Raw genomic sequence first — 13620 nt, 5'->3', positions numbered from 1 at the left:
CACCGGCTGGCCCTCGCCAGAAAGACCGATCGCATGACCTCGAATTTTTCTTCCCTGCGCCGCAAGCTCGTGGCATCCGGCTTCGGTGCCGCGCTGGCCACCGGCCTGCCGAGCGCTTTTGCCCAGAAGCCCGAGCGCACGCTGCGCGTGGGCCACCAAAAGGGCTGGCTGTCGCTGCTCAAGGCGCGCGGCACGCTCGAAAAGCGCCTGGCCCCGCTGGGCGTGAAGGTGACCTGGACCGAGTTCAATGCCGGTCCGGTGCAGCTGGAGGCGCTGAACGTCGGCTCCATCGACTTCGGCGATGTGGGCGAAGCGCCGCCCATCTTCGCCCAGGCCGCCGGCGCGCCGCTGGTGTACGTCGGTGCCACCGTGCCGCGCCCGCAACTGGAAGCGGTCGTCGTGCCCAAGGGCTCCACGATCCGGAGCGTGGCCGAGCTGAAAGGCCTGCGCATCGCGCTCAACAAGGGCTCGAACGTGCATTACCTGCTGGTCAAGGTGCTGGAAAAGCACGGCCTGCACTACCGCGACGTGCAGCCGGTGTTCCTCGCACCGCCCGACGCGCGGGCAGCCTTCGAGAAAGGCGCCGTGGACGCCTGGGTGATCTGGGACCCGTTCCTCGCCTCGGCGCAGAAGACGCTGCAGGCGCGCGTGCTGGCCGACGCCACCGGGGTGGCGAACAACCGCGCCTACTACTTCTCGTCGCGCGACTATTCCGCCAAGAACGCCGACGTGCTGCGCATCGCCATCCAGGAGGTGGACAACGTCGATAAATGGATCTCGGCGAACAAGGCCGATGCCGCGGTGGAGCTGTCCAGCGTGCTGGGCCTGGACCGCTCCGTCACAGAGCTGTTCGTGGGCCGGGCCGGCTACGGCACGTCGCTGGTGTCGCGCGACATCCTGGCCGAGCAGCAGGTGATTGCCGACACCTTCTTCGATCTGAAGCTCATCCCCCGCAAGCTCAACCTGCAGGACGCCGCTCCGGTGGACCTGCTCTGAAAGGGCGCGCATGTCCGCTCCTTTTCCAACCCATTTGCAGGTGCGCGTGCGCCGGGTGCTGGGCGTGACCGCCCAGGCCTGGGGCCTGGCCGCGCCGCGCGAAAGCGCCCGCGTGGTGCCGCTCACGCTCGCGCCCCCGGTGCCGCGGCGGCGCAGGGCCATGGCCCGCGCGCCCTTTTTCGCCATCTCCTACTGAACGACGATGAGGTCATCGCATGCAAGTTTTCTGGTTCATTCCCACCCATGGCGACAGCCGCTACCTGGGCACCACCGAAGGCGCGCGCCAGCTCAGCCACGACTATGTGAAGCAGGTGGCCGTCGCGGCCGACAGCCTGGGCTACGAAGGCGTGCTGATTCCCACCGGGCGGTCGTGCGAAGACCCGTGGGTGGTCGCCTCCAGCCTGGTCGCGGTCACGCGCCGGCTCAAATTTCTCGTAGCGGTGCGGCCCGGGCTGCACCAGCCCAGCCTGGCCGCGCGCATGGCGGCCACGTTCGACCGGCTCTCGGGCGGGCGGCTGCTGATCAACCTCGTCACCGGCGGCGATCAGGTTGAGCTGGAGGGCGACGGCGTGTTCCTGGACCACGCGGCGCGCTACGAACAGTCGGCCGAGTTCATTCGCATCTGGCGCGAGATCCTCACCCGCAGCCACGACGGTGGCACGTTCGACTACGAGGGCAAGCATCTGTCGGTCAAGGGCGCCAAGCTGCTGTTCCCGCCGCTGCAAAAGCCGTATCCACCGGTGTACTTCGGTGGCTCGTCGGCCGCGGCGCACGACCTGGCGGCCGAACAGGTCGAGGCGTACCTGACCTGGGGCGAGCCCCCTGCCGAGGTCGCCAAGAAGGTGGCCGACGTGCGCGAGAAAGCCGCACGCCTGGGCCGTACAGTGAAGTTCGGCATCCGCCTGCACGTGATCGTCCGCGAGACCGATGCCGAGGCCTGGGCCGCGGCCGAAAGCCTCATCAGCCGCGTGAAGGACGAGACCGTGGTGCAGGCGCAGGCCGTGTTCGCCCGCATGGATTCCGAAGGGCAGCGCCGCATGGCCGCGCTGCACGCCGGCGGCGCCAAGCGCGGGCGGGCCGATCTGGAGATCAGCCCCAACCTGTGGGCCGGCGTGGGCCTGGTGCGCGGCGGTGCCGGCACGGCGCTGGTGGGCGACCCGCAGACCGTGGCCGAACGCATCAAGGAATACGCCGCGTTGGGCATCGACACCTTCGTGATGTCGGGCTACCCGCACCTCGAAGAGGCCTACCGGTTCGCCGAACTGGTGTTCCCGCTGCTGCCGCTGGCGGTGCAGGAAAAGCTGGCGGGCGGCTCGCCCGGCGGCCCGTTCGGCGAAGTCGTCGGCAACCAGTACGCGCCGCGCGCGTCGCAAAGCTGAGCGAGGGGAGGGCACCGCCATGGCGATCCATTCCATCAACCACGTGCAACTGGCCTTTCCGGCCGGTGCCGAGGGACAGATCCGCAACTTCTACAGCACGCTGCTGGGGCTGCCTGAACTGGTCCACCCCGCCGGCAACACGCTGCGCTTCGCCGCCGGCGCGCAGCGCATCGAGCTGGTGCCCACCGACCGCTGGCAGCCGGTGCCCGCCGTCTCCCACCTGGCCTTCGAGGTGGAGAACCTGCCCGAGTTGCGCGGCCGGCTGCTGCAGGCCGAGCTGCCGTTGGTGGAAAACCGTGCGCTGCCCGGCTACCTGCGCTTTTACGTGAAGGACCCGGCGGGCAACCAGCTGGAGTTTCTGGAGCCCGACACCGACCCGAGGTACGACGCATGACCGATACCGTCCGAGAACTGCAGGTTTCGCCCCTGCCCGAATCGCCCGATGGCCCCGCCGGCACGTGGGCCCCGCCGCTGGTGCAACTGGCCGCCGCCGTGTGGCGCCGACTGCTGCCCTGGCTGGTTCCGGTGGCGCTGATCGCGCTGTGGCAGGTGGCATCGGCGCTGGGCTGGCTGTCCACCCGCGTGCTGCCCGCGCCGCTCGACGTGATCAAGGCCGCGTGGACGCTCACCGAGTCCGGCGAGTTGTGGACCCACGTGAAGGTGAGCGCCAGCCGGGCGCTGGTGGGCCTCGCGATCGGCGGTGGCCTGGGCCTGGTGCTGGGGCTGCTGACGGGCTCGCTGCGGCTGGCCGAAACGCTGCTCGATTCCACCATCCAGATGGTGCGCAACATTCCCGCGCTGGCGCTCATTCCGCTGGTGATTCTGTGGTTCGGCATCGACGAGTCGGCCAAGCTGTTCCTCATCAGCGTGTCGGTGTTCTTTCCGATCTACCTGAACACCTTCCACGGCATCCGCAACGTGGACCCGGGCCTGATCGAGATGGGGCGCACGTACGGCCTGTCGCGCTGGCAGCTGTATCGCGAAATCATCCTGCCCGGCGCGCTGTCGTCCATCCTCGTGGGCCTGCGGTTCTCGCTCGGGCTGATGTGGGTGATCCTGATCGTGGCGGAAACCATTTCGGCCCAGGCCGGCATCGGCTACCTGACCATGAATGCCCGCGAGTTCCTGCAGACCGACATCGTGCTGGTCGGCATCCTGCTGTATGCGCTGCTGGGCAAACTGGCCGACGTGTTCGCCCGCGGGCTGGAGCACTGGTGGCTGCGCTGGCACCCCGGCTACCAGGCCAAGGCTTGAAAGGGTTCGCCATGCCAAAGCCATCGACCTCATCAAGCCGGCCCGCTTCCATGACCGCTGAAATCTCGCTCCGACGCCGCACCGTGCTGGCCGCGCTGGCCGGCGCCTCCCTGGCCGGCACCGGCGTGGCCGCAGCGCAGGGCAGTGCGCCGTCCGTGGTGCGCATCGGCTACCAGAAATCGTCCACGCTGACCGTGCTGCTCAAGGCACAGGGCACGCTGGAAAAGCAATTGGCACCGCTGGGCGTGCAGCCGTCGTGGCACGAATTCACCAGCGGCCTGCCGCTGCTGGAAGCGCTGAACCTCGACAACCTGGACTTCAGCGCCGACGTGGCCGACACCGTGCCGGTGTTTGCGCAGGCTGCGGGGGCACAGGTCACCTTCGTGGCGCAAGAGGCGCCTTCGCCCACCGCGCAGGCCATTTTGGTGCGGGCGGATTCGCCGCTCAAGACCGTGGCCGAGCTCAAAGGCAAGAAGGTCGGCTTCGCCAAGGCGGCCGGCGCGCATTACCTGCTGATCGCCGCGCTGGACAAGGCCGGCCTGTCGTTCAAGGACATCGAGCCCGCCTACCTCACACCCGCCGATGGCCGGGCCGCCTTCGAACGCGGCGCCATCGATGCCTGGGTGGTGTGGGACCCGTTCCTGGCCGCCGCGCGGCAGCAGTCGGGCGCCCGCGTGCTGGTGGACGGAACGGGCCTCGCGTCGTACCAGCGCTATTACCTGGCCAGCACCCGGTACGCCCAGGCGCGGCCCGAGGTGCTGCTCACCCTGTACACCGAACTGGAGAAGGCTGGCCGCTGGGCCAAGGCCCGCCCGAAGGAGGCCGCCGCGCTGCTGGCGCCGGTCTGGGGCCTGGACGCCGCGGTCATCGAGCAGGCCAACAGCCGCCGCAGCTACAGCGTGCGGCCCGTGGTGCCCGATGGGCTGGCCGAGCAGCAGCGCATTGCCGATGCCTTCTTCGCCGAAAAACTGATCCCGCGCCGGGTGGATGCCCTGGCCCTTCCCCTGTTCAAGCCCGGAGCGTGACCCATGCCTGAAGCCCAAACCTCTTCGTCCTCCGCATCCTCCGCGGCCTCCAAGCCCGGCGCTGGCGGCGTGCGCCTGCACGCCCGCGGCCTGTCCAAGCGCTACGGCCAGCGCGAAGTGCTGCGCAATACGCAACTGGAGATCGAGCCCGGCGAGTTCATCGCCATCGTGGGCCGAAGCGGCTGCGGCAAGAGCACCTTGCTGCGGCTGGTGGCCGGGCTGGAGGCCGCCAGCAGCGGCACGCTCACCACCGATGGCCACGCGGTCGCCGGCCTGCACAACGACACACGCATCATGTTCCAGGAGGCGCGCCTGCTGCCCTGGCGCCGGGTGCTCGACAACGTGACCATCGGCCTGCCCAAGGCGGCCCAGGCGCGCGGACGCGAAGTGCTGGCGCAGGTGGGACTGGCCGACCGCGAGGGCGAATGGCCCGCGCGGCTGTCCGGCGGCCAGCGCCAGCGCGTGGCCCTGGCCCGGGCGCTGGTGCACCAGCCGCGCCTGCTGCTGCTGGACGAGCCGCTGGGCGCACTCGACGCGCTCACGCGCATCGAAATGCACCGCCTCATCGAAGGGCTGTGGCAGCGCCACCGCTTCACCGCGCTGCTCGTCACCCACGACGTGCAGGAAGCCGTGGCCCTGGCCGACCGCGTGGTGCTGATCGAAGACGGCCGCATCGCGCTGGACGAGCGCATCGACCTAGCACGCCCACGCTCGCAGGGCGACGCCGCCTTCGCCGCCATCGAAAAACGCATCCTCGACCGCGTGCTGCATAAGCCCGAGGCCGATCCGCCGGCCGACCCGGCATGGCCCGGCATTCCCGCGCACGGCCTGCGCTGGGCCGTCTGACAACACCGTTTCTGCTTTTTCGTTCCCGGACTTTTCAAGGAGAAAACCATGTCCATCCAAGCCATCAACGTACGCAACCAGTTCAAGGGCAAAGTGCGCGAGATCGTCCGCGGAGACGTCGTCTCCGAAGTCGATGTCGAAACGCCGTGGGGCATCGTCACCTCCGTCATCACGACGCGCTCGGTGGACGAGCTGAGCCTGGTCGTGGGCTCCGACGTCGTCGCCCTCGTGAAGTCCACCGAGGTGTCGATCGCCAAGCTGTGAACGCCAAGCGTGCGCGATATAAGCCAAAAATGGCTCCAGCGCAATAGTATCTAGGGCAGTGTGCTATTGAATTAATAGCAATTGCGGAAGGCGATCCCCGGATCGCCTTCTTCGCATTGGCGTTTCCACCTTCGTGCGTGCGGGCGCTGTCCGACAAAGCCGCGCGCGGGTGCTCGGTATCTTGAGGCCCTGTTTTCAGGAGCACTCCCATGCCATCTTCCCCGATCGAATCATTCAAGCAACTCAAGCGATACGACGATAACCGGCCCGGTTTCAAGGGCGAGCACTGGCTGGTGCTGGGCGCCGGCGTTGCCTTGCTGCTGGCCTCCCGCCGCAGCCCCTCGGCGCATACGCGCACCGTCGGTTCGGCGGTGGGCAGCGCCATGCTCATGCGCGCTGCCAGCGGCCGCCAGGGCCTGGCGCGGGTTCTGCAGTATCTGCCCATCGGCAAGCGCTGGTGACAGGTCGCTGAACGGCCCCGGCGCCGGGTGTTTCGTCCGCCTTTGTGTGGGCCTGATGCATCCTTTAGAGCCTGGGGCCGTCTCAGATAGTTCTTCAGCAAGGTAACCCGTTCAAGCACGAAGTTCGGGTCACCCAGCAGTACAGCGAGCCGATGTTCACGCCCGCCCGCTCGGCGATGGCATTGGTCGCCAAGCCCTCCCATCCCACCTTGGTCAAATGTGAGTCGAAAGGTGAGTCGGCCAGTGCCGTGTTTGCCGAGGCGAAAATCGAAAGTCAAAGTCGAAAGCCGGTGGAGCGGGGCGTCGCCGCAAAGTTCGCGGGCTCTCGATAACGCATTCGAGTTGCGTTATTGCGCGTAGAATTTTTTATCGCAACTCAGTTGCAGTAGTAAATAAATTCACCTCGGCGCGTCTCCTTCCCCTTTTAAACTGCGGCACCCTCCCGGGGGCGGCCCATCGGTTTGTTGCCTGATCGCACCGGGGTCCGCGTTTTCGTGTTCTACACGGGTGCCGTTGTTCCAATGGCGACCGTTCCTCCCGCCCTCCGTTTCTTCTCGACCATGCACCCGTTTCGCCCCGCTACTTCCCTTTGGTTGACTCCGCTGCTCGCGCTCTCCGCGCCGGGCGTTCAAGCCCAGGAAGGTGCGATGGCATTGCCCACGGTGGTCGTGAAGGAGTTGTCGGTCCCCGGCGCGCTGGAGCAACCTGCTGACGGCGCCTCGCGCCTCGGCCTGTCGGTGCGCGAGACCCCAGCCTCCATCGACGTGGTGTCGCGCCAGGTCTTGTCCGAACGCGGGCTACGCACGGTCACCGAGGCGGCCCAAGCCGCAGTGGGCGTGACGGCAGGGGACTTTCCGGCCGAGCCCGCCGCGTTTTCGATGCGCGGCTTTGCCAACAGCCAGATCAACACGCTCTACAACGGCATCAAGATCGGTCCGCCCAACATGACGTCGCGTGTCATGGACACGGCCAACCTGGAGCGGATCGAATTTCTGAAAGGCGCGGCCTCGCTCATGTCGGGCGAGGGCGCATCGGGCGGGGCGGTGAATTTCGTCACGCGCGCGCCGCACCGCGGGCCGGTGGAAACCGAGGTCGAGACGGCCGCCGGCTCGTTCGGCGAACGGCGACTGCGCCTGGGCTCGGGCGGCACCACCACCTGGAAGGACCTGGATTACCGCATCGACCTCACCGGTTCGGAAAGCGATGGCCCCGTGCAGGGCACGAACCAGCACAACCGCCACCTGTCGGGCGGGCTGGACTGGCATGTCCAGCCGGGCCTGAAGTTCTTCGTGGCCGGGGAGATCAAGCGCGATCGCGGCAGCAGCTACTGGGGCACGCCGCTGGTGTCCGCCGCCGCACCGGGCATCGAGCCCGAAGGCGGCGTGGTGTCGGGCACGTACACGTCGGGGTTCAACGGCAGCGCGCTCGGCCCGGTCGCCATCGACCGGCGCACGCTGCGCACCAACTACAACGTGCTCGACAACCGCAACGAGGCGCGCGAAACCTGGCTGCGCGCGGGCATGGACTGGAAAATCGACAAGGCTTTCACCCTTCGCACGCAGATCTACCGCTACACGGCCACGCGCACGTGGTTCAACAACGAGATCGCCGCCTTCAACGCGGGCACCGGCCTGGTGGACCGCGAGCGCTTCTATGTGGCGCAGGACCAGACGTCGGTCGGCCAGAAGACCGAATTGCAGTGGGACGGGCAGATCGCAGGCCGCGACAACCGCTGGGTGGCGGCGCTGGAGACCAGCGATCTCGACCTGAACCGCCCGGGCGCCGCCAACTTTCCGGGCGACAGCGTGAGCCTGGTGGACCCCCAGCGCGGCACCTACGGCCCGCTCACCCGGCAGTTGCAGACGAGCGGCGTGCGCAACACCGTTCTGGCGCTGGAAGACCGGTTTTCGGTAGCGCCGGGCTGGGCGCTGATCGGCGGGCTGCGGCATGAATCGATCGAGTTGTCGCGCACTTCGACCGATGCTGCGGGCGTGTCCCGCACGGGCTTTCCTTTCGACAAGACCTGGCACCCGACCACCGGGCGGCTGGGCGTGACCTGGGTGCCGGCGCCGGGCACCACCCTTTACGGCCAGTACGCCACGGGCGCTGACGTGGCGGCCAACAACCTGTTCCTGCTGCGTGGCACGCAGCCGCTGGACCTGACCCGCACGCGCAATGTGGAAGCGGGCGTGAAGCAATCGTTCTGGCAAGACCGCGGCGAGTGGACTTTCGCGCTGTACGACAGCGAGCGCCGCAATGTGTATGCCGCGCAAGGCGGGCAATCGCTGGCGGTGGCGGGGGCGCTGCAGTCGCGCGGGGCCGAGGCCTCGCTGGCGCTGCGGCCCGATGCGCACTGGAGCGTGTGGTCCAACCTCGCGCTGAACCGGGCGCGCTACCAGGACTACGCACTGGCCGGTGGCGGCTCCCTCTCGGGCAACACGCCGCCCAACGCGCCGCGCGTGGTGGCCAACGCCGGCGTGGGCTACCGCTTCGTCGCCGGCGTGCCGGTGCAGGTATCGGCCTCGCTGCGGCACGTGGGTGAGCGGTTCCACAGCGATGCCAACACCGTGCGGCTTGCGGCTTACACCGCGCTCGATGCCGCAATAGCCGTGGACGTGGCGCGTGGCGTGCAGTTGACGCTGCGCGGCCGCAACCTGACCAACCGCGTGTATGCGGCCTGGGCCGATCCGTTCTACCCGGACCAGATCCTGCTCGGCGCGCCGCGCAGCTTCGAACTCGCCCTGCGCTGGGTGCTGTGACATGCAGGCGCTGCTGCGGGCTGAAAACCTGGGATTCAGCACACCCCAGGGCCGCCCGCTGGTGCGCGGCGTGGATGCCTGCGTGGCGCCTGGCGAATGCGTGGCCCTCGTGGGCCCCAACGGCGCGGGCAAAAGCACGTTGCTGAAACTGCTGAGTGCGCGCGCCGCGCCCACGCAGGGCAGAGTGTGCGTGCTCGGGCATGACCTGGCGGGGTGGCCCGCCCTGGAGCGTGCGCGGCACATCGCCGTGCTGGCGCAGACCGAAAGCGTGGACCTCGCCTTCAAGGTGCGCGACTACGTAGCGCTGGGCCGGTTGCCGCACCAGGCCCATGCCGGCCGCGCCGAGCACGCGCGGGTGGTGGATGAAGCCATGCAGACCTGCTCGGTGGAGGGGTTCGGGCAGCGCGCGCTGTCCACGCTGTCGGGCGGCGAACGCCAGCGTGTCCACCTGGCGCGCGCCCTGGCCCAGCAGCCCGCGCTGCTGCTGCTGGACGAGCCCACCAATCACCTCGACCTCGCGGCCCGCGCCGACTTGCTGGCGTTGGTGCGTGGCCTGGGCATTGCCGTGGTCGCCGCGCTGCATGAACTCGGCCTGGTGCCTTCGTTCGCCGACCGGGTGTGGATGCTGCAGGCCGGCGCGCTGGTGGCCGATGGCCCGCCCGCCCAAGCCTTGAGCGCCGGGCGCGTGGCCGATGTTTTTGGAATGGAGCTCGTTCACACGCAGCATCCCCGCCATGGCGGAACGCTGTGGTCTTTCGAGCGCGGGGCGGCAGCGTGAATCGGCTTTTTTTGCAGCGGGCGGTGGCGGGTGCGATCAACCTGGTGATCGGCCTGGCGTTGGGGGCGTTCATCGGCGCTGGCACCGCAATGGCCCAAGGTGCGGCAGCACCGGCCGCACCGCCCGGCTTTCCCGTGACCGTGCCCAATTGCGGCGACACGCTGCGCATCGCGGCGCCGCCGAAGCGCATGGTCGTGCATGACCTGAACATGGTGGAAATGGCGATGGCGCTCGGCCTGCAGCCCTCGATGGTGGGCGTGACCGGCATCACCGGCTGGTACAAGACCGACGCCGCTTTTCTGCGCAGGCTGGGCAGCATTCCCGAGCTGGCCCCCAAGTACCCCACGCTGGAAACGCTGGTGGCTGCCAAGCCGGACCTGTTCTTTGCGGGCTGGTACTACGGCATGCAGCCCGGCGGCGACGTGACGCCCGCCACCCTGGCGCGGCATGGCATTCAGACGCTGGTGCTGACCGAAAGCTGCGCCCATGCGCTCGGCGACAAGCCACGCGCCACGATGGATCTGCTGTACGGCGACCTGCTGCGCCTGGGCACCGTGTTCGGCCGGCGTGCCGAGGCCGAGCGCCTCGTCGACCAGTGGCGCGAACGGGTCCGTGCCGCAGCCCGGCCCGAGTTGCCCGTGCCGCCGCGCGTGTTCGTCTATGACTCGGGCGAAGACAAGCCTTTCACCGCCGGCCGCGCCGCCATGCCCACCGCCTTGATTGAGGCCGCCGGCGGGCGCAATGTGCTGGGCGATGTTTCCATGAGCTGGGGCAATGCGGCCTGGGAAACCGTGGCGGCCAGCAACCCGCAGTTCATCGTGCTGCTGGATTACCAGAACGGCCAGGGGCCGGAGCATTTGCAGCAGATCCTGCAGGCGCACCCCGCAATGCGGCTGACCGATGCCGTGCGCCACCGCCGCTTCATCACGCTGCGCTATGCCGAACTCACCCCCGGCCCCGCCAACATCGAGGCGATCGAAAAGCTCGCGCGCGCGTTGAGGCAGCCGCCGTGAAGAATCAGTCAGCGACCGAAGGCGCCACAGCGGCAGTCGCTTCGCGGCGCCACGGCTTGCGCCGGCTTCTTCCGATGGCGCTGGTGCTGGGGATGGCGTTGCTCGTCATGCTCTCGCTCACAGCGGGCAGCGCGCCCGTGTCGTGGCGCGAAGCCGCTGCCGCGTTGGCTGCGCCATGGGCTGCCGACGCGGGCAGCGCGGGTTCGAGCAGCATGGTCAACGCGATCGTGCTCGACCTGCGGTTGCCGCGCGTGCTGCTGGCGCTGCTTGTCGGCGCCGCGCTGGCCCTGGTGGGCGGACTGCTGCAGAGCACCACGCGCAATGACCTGGCCGATCCGTTTCTGTTCGGGCTGTCGTCCGGCGCTTCCACCGGGGCCGTGGCCGTCATCACCTTGACCGGCGACTGGCTGGGCGCCTGGACCTTGCCGGCCGCCACGTTCTCGGGCGCTGCGGTCGCGGCTGCAGCGGTGCTAGTGCTGGTGCGCCGCGCGGGCGGGCAGGGGCCGGCGCAAACCGTGCTGGCGGGGCTGGCGGTGTCGTTCCTGTTCGGCGCGCTGACCCATGGGCTGGTCTTCGCGGGGGACCAGCGTGCGGCCCATGCGGTGGTGTTCTGGTCCCTCGGCGGGCTGGGCCTGGCCCGCTGGGACAACCTTTGGCTGGCGGCCCTGGGCCTGCTCGTGCCGGCCGTTTTCGTGTGGCGCAGCCACCGCGCGCTGGACGCCTTGCTGGCGGGCGACGACACGGCCCACAGCCTGGGCATCGCTCCAGAAAAACTGCGCACCCGCGCGTTCGTGGTGGCCGCCGTGGCCACGGCCTGCTGCGTGGCGTTGGCGGGCGTGATCGGCTTCGTTGGGCTGATGGTGCCGCACTTGGCCCGGCGGTTGGCTGGCCCGCTGCATGCCGCTTTCCTGCCGGTGGCGGCCGTGCTCGGCGGGGCGTTGCTGCTGGCGAGCGACCTGGCGGCGCGCACGCTGCTGGGTTCGCAGGAACTGCCGGTGGGCATCGTTACCGCAGGGATCGGCGCTGTCTTCGTGATGGCCTTGCTGCGGCGCCCGGTGAACGCATGAGTCCGTCGGTAAACCCCCGTAAACGCGGCTTATATAGTTTCAGCTTTAAGTCATGGAAATATATTCTTTCTGGTTTTAAAGAACGGTTTCTAAGATCACGGCAGCTTCCCTCCAGACAGGTGTGTTCCGTGACCCGACCGCTCTTCATTGCCATCGCCTTCGCTTTCGATTCTTTCTGCGGCCTTCCCTCCACCACAGCGCTGCGAGCAGGGTGGGGCGCATGAACTTTCAGCAATTGCGCTCGGTGCGGGAGGCCGTACGATGCGGCTTCAACCTGACCGAGGTGGCAGCCATGCTCTACACCTCGCAGCCCGGCGTGAGCCGCCAGATCCGCGAACTCGAAGAAGAGCTAGGCCTGGAAATTTTCGTGCGGGCCGGCAAGCGCCTCACCGGCCTTACGCCGCCCGGCGCCACGTTGCTGCCCATCGTCGAACGGCTGCTGCTGGAGTCCGAAAACCTCAAGCGTGCGGGCCTGGATTTCAGCGCCAGCGAAGAAGGGCGCCTGTCCGTGGCCGCCACGCATTCGCAGGCGCGCTACGCGCTGCCCCAGGTGGTGCGCGACTTTAGGGCGCTGTATCCGCAGGTGTCGCTCCACCTGCACCAGGGCTCGCCCCGCCAGGTGGCCGAAATGCTCTTGTCCGGCGAGGCCGACATCGGCGTGGCGACCGAGGCGCTGGCCGGCTACGACAGCCTGGTCACGCTCCCGTGCTATCGGTGGTCGCACAGCATCGTGGTGCCGCCGGAGCACCCGTTGTTGGGGCAGACGGAACCGGTGACGCTGCAGCAGCTCGCCCGCTTTCCCATCGTGACCTACGAGCTGGGCTACACCGGCCGCGCGCACATCGACGAGGCCTTCGCCCGCGAAGGGCTGAAGCCCGACGTGGTGCTGACCGCCATGGACGCCGATGTGATCAAGACCTATGTGGAACTGGGCATGGGCGTGGGCATCGTCGCCTCGATCGCGGTGGACCCCGACCGCGACAGGCACCTGCGCATGCTGGACGCTCGCCACCTGTTCGAGGTCAACCTCACCCGCCTGGGCCTGCGGCGCGGCAGCTGGATGCGGGGCTATGCCTACCGTTTCATCGAAAGCTTCGTGCCGACCCTCACGCGTGACGTGGTGGAAGCCGCCATGAAGGCCGCGTAAGAAAAGAGGCCGCCGCCGGGTGGCCGGCGCCGTGCCGCCTCAGGGCGGAGAGGGCTGCGAAAGCACCCACTGCGCCAGGGCGCGTGCCTGCGGCTCGGTGATGCGGCTTTGGCGCGGCATGATCACCCGGCCCCACGTGCCCACGCTGCCGTTGCGGATCTTGCCGGCCAGTCTTTCTGGTGCTTCGGGGTCGTTGCGGTAGCGCTCGGCGATCTGAGCGAAGCCCGGGCCCACCTGCTTGCGCACCATGCCGTGGCAGGCCATGCAGCCGTGCTCTTTTCCCAAATGGATTTCTTCCGCAGCGTGGCCTGCTGCCGCGCTGCACGCCAGCCATGCGCCCACCGCCCAGGCCGCGGCCCGGCGCCAAACCGGCGGCCGACCCGAGGCCGAGCCCGCGGAGCAGTGCGCTGGCGAAGTGGCGGGGGCGGGGGCGGCGCAGGCGTCGGGCAACGGGGCATTCGTCATGCCGCCGAGCATAGCGGCGGCGAATGGCTGGGCACGCCGTACCGGCTGTGGTGCGGTGTGCCGTGCCGTTTTGCGCATAACCAAACGCGTTCTTGTCGCTTGGGAAGGGCCGCGGCGCCCGATAGATTCACTCCCAAGCCCACCGCATACCGAGGCGGGCAACCAG

At 68.6% G+C, this 13620-nt stretch carries 14 protein-coding genes and 1 pseudogene; 14 read left to right on the top strand and 1 reads right to left on the bottom strand.

The window, feature by feature from the left end:
• The first annotated feature begins 33 nt into the window (after nucleotides 1–33).
• The 14 genes and pseudogenes from BLT03_RS11490 (at nucleotide 34) to BLT03_RS11430 (ending at nucleotide 12989) form a co-directional block, all read left to right on the top strand.
• The gene (locus BLT03_RS11490; protein ID WP_092743722.1) at nucleotides 34–996 is read left to right on the top strand and encodes a sulfonate ABC transporter substrate-binding protein; all 963 of its coding nucleotides are present in this window, start codon (nucleotides 34–36) and stop codon (nucleotides 994–996) included.
• A 10-nt stretch (nucleotides 997–1006) separates the two neighbouring features.
• Nucleotides 1007–1192 (top strand): hypothetical protein, encoded by a 186-nt coding sequence (locus tag BLT03_RS23900; RefSeq protein ID WP_139160378.1) that lies wholly within the window; start codon nucleotides 1007–1009, stop codon nucleotides 1190–1192.
• Nucleotides 1193–1211: 19 nt separating this feature from the next.
• Nucleotides 1212–2375, top strand: coding sequence for an FMNH2-dependent alkanesulfonate monooxygenase (gene ssuD, locus BLT03_RS11485; protein ID WP_092743720.1), 1164 nt, complete (start codon nucleotides 1212–1214; stop codon nucleotides 2373–2375).
• A gap of 19 nt (nucleotides 2376–2394) precedes the next feature.
• Nucleotides 2395–2769: a VOC family protein gene (locus BLT03_RS11480; RefSeq protein WP_092743718.1), complete on the top strand. Its 375-nt coding sequence runs from the start codon at nucleotides 2395–2397 to the stop codon at nucleotides 2767–2769.
• On the top strand, nucleotides 2766–3629 hold the full coding sequence (gene ssuC / locus BLT03_RS11475) for an aliphatic sulfonate ABC transporter permease SsuC (protein ID WP_092743716.1): 864 nt from the start codon (nucleotides 2766–2768) through the stop codon (nucleotides 3627–3629). The genes BLT03_RS11480 and ssuC overlap by 4 nt, the downstream gene beginning before the upstream one ends.
• A 50-nt stretch (nucleotides 3630–3679) precedes the next feature.
• Nucleotides 3680–4654 (top strand): aliphatic sulfonate ABC transporter substrate-binding protein, encoded by a 975-nt coding sequence (locus BLT03_RS11470; RefSeq protein ID WP_092743714.1) that lies wholly within the window; start codon nucleotides 3680–3682, stop codon nucleotides 4652–4654.
• 3 nt (nucleotides 4655–4657) lie between these two features.
• Nucleotides 4658–5500 carry an ATP-binding cassette domain-containing protein gene (locus tag BLT03_RS11465; RefSeq protein WP_092743712.1) on the top strand — a complete coding sequence of 281 codons (843 nt, stop codon included), beginning with the start codon at nucleotides 4658–4660 and terminating at the stop codon, nucleotides 5498–5500.
• A 48-nt stretch (nucleotides 5501–5548) separates the two neighbouring features.
• A complete protein-coding gene (locus BLT03_RS11460) occupies nucleotides 5549–5764 on the top strand; it encodes a TOBE domain-containing protein (RefSeq protein WP_092743710.1) in 216 nt (71 codons plus the stop codon).
• A 209-nt stretch (nucleotides 5765–5973) separates the two neighbouring features.
• Nucleotides 5974–6225, top strand: a complete 252-nt coding sequence (locus BLT03_RS11455) for a hypothetical protein (RefSeq protein ID WP_245711339.1) — start codon at nucleotides 5974–5976, stop codon at nucleotides 6223–6225.
• 560 nt (nucleotides 6226–6785) lie between these two features.
• Nucleotides 6786–8984, top strand: a complete 2199-nt coding sequence (locus BLT03_RS11450) for a TonB-dependent receptor (RefSeq protein ID WP_092743996.1) — start codon at nucleotides 6786–6788, stop codon at nucleotides 8982–8984.
• A pseudogene (locus BLT03_RS11445) lies at nucleotides 8896–9508 on the top strand (ABC transporter ATP-binding protein); the annotation flags it as partial. The gene BLT03_RS11450 and the pseudogene BLT03_RS11445, both read left to right, overlap by 89 nt.
• Nucleotides 9509–9758: 250 nt before the next feature.
• A complete protein-coding gene (locus tag BLT03_RS11440) occupies nucleotides 9759–10775 on the top strand; it encodes an ABC transporter substrate-binding protein (RefSeq protein ID WP_245711338.1) in 1017 nt (338 codons plus the stop codon).
• On the top strand, nucleotides 10772–11842 hold the full coding sequence (locus BLT03_RS11435; protein WP_245711337.1) for a FecCD family ABC transporter permease: 1071 nt from the start codon (nucleotides 10772–10774) through the stop codon (nucleotides 11840–11842). Before BLT03_RS11440 ends, BLT03_RS11435 begins: the two co-directional genes overlap by 4 nt.
• Nucleotides 11843–12062: 220 nt before the next feature.
• Nucleotides 12063–12989, top strand: coding sequence for a CysB family HTH-type transcriptional regulator (locus BLT03_RS11430; protein ID WP_092743706.1), 927 nt, complete (start codon nucleotides 12063–12065; stop codon nucleotides 12987–12989).
• Nucleotides 12990–13028: 39 nt separating this feature from the next.
• On the opposite strand, the gene BLT03_RS11425 is transcribed toward BLT03_RS11430, so the two are convergent.
• Entirely contained in the window at nucleotides 13029–13454 is a 426-nt protein-coding gene (locus BLT03_RS11425; RefSeq protein ID WP_139160377.1) for a c-type cytochrome, read from the bottom strand.
• Between the last annotated feature and the right edge of the window lie 166 nt (nucleotides 13455–13620).

The sequence above is a fragment of the Paracidovorax valerianellae genome (assembly GCF_900102625.1).
Lineage (GTDB): Bacteria > Pseudomonadota > Gammaproteobacteria > Burkholderiales > Burkholderiaceae_C > Paracidovorax > Paracidovorax valerianellae.
This window is presented reverse-complemented; position numbering and strand designations above follow the sequence as displayed.

Bases quoted from the DNA above. Each gene is read 5' to 3' on its own strand.
- BLT03_RS11490 (WP_092743722.1), top strand. From the start codon at position 34: ATGACCTCGAATTTTTCTTCCCTGCGCCGCAAGCTCGTGGCATCCGGC.
- BLT03_RS23900 (WP_139160378.1), top strand. From the start codon at position 1,007: ATGTCCGCTCCTTTTCCAACCCATTTGCAGGTGCGCGTGCGCCGGGTG.
- ssuD (WP_092743720.1), top strand. From the start codon at position 1,212: ATGCAAGTTTTCTGGTTCATTCCCACCCATGGCGACAGCCGCTACCTG.
- BLT03_RS11480 (WP_092743718.1), top strand. From the start codon at position 2,395: ATGGCGATCCATTCCATCAACCACGTGCAACTGGCCTTTCCGGCCGGT.
- ssuC (WP_092743716.1), top strand. From the start codon at position 2,766: ATGACCGATACCGTCCGAGAACTGCAGGTTTCGCCCCTGCCCGAATCG.
- BLT03_RS11470 (WP_092743714.1), top strand. From the start codon at position 3,680: ATGACCGCTGAAATCTCGCTCCGACGCCGCACCGTGCTGGCCGCGCTG.
- BLT03_RS11465 (WP_092743712.1), top strand. From the start codon at position 4,658: ATGCCTGAAGCCCAAACCTCTTCGTCCTCCGCATCCTCCGCGGCCTCC.
- BLT03_RS11460 (WP_092743710.1), top strand. From the start codon at position 5,549: ATGTCCATCCAAGCCATCAACGTACGCAACCAGTTCAAGGGCAAAGTG.
- BLT03_RS11455 (WP_245711339.1), top strand. From the start codon at position 5,974: ATGCCATCTTCCCCGATCGAATCATTCAAGCAACTCAAGCGATACGAC.
- BLT03_RS11450 (WP_092743996.1), top strand. From the start codon at position 6,786: ATGCACCCGTTTCGCCCCGCTACTTCCCTTTGGTTGACTCCGCTGCTC.
- BLT03_RS11430 (WP_092743706.1), top strand. From the start codon at position 12,063: ATGAACTTTCAGCAATTGCGCTCGGTGCGGGAGGCCGTACGATGCGGC.
- BLT03_RS11425 (WP_139160377.1), bottom strand. From the start codon at position 13,454: ATGACGAATGCCCCGTTGCCCGACGCCTGCGCCGCCCCCGCCCCCGCC.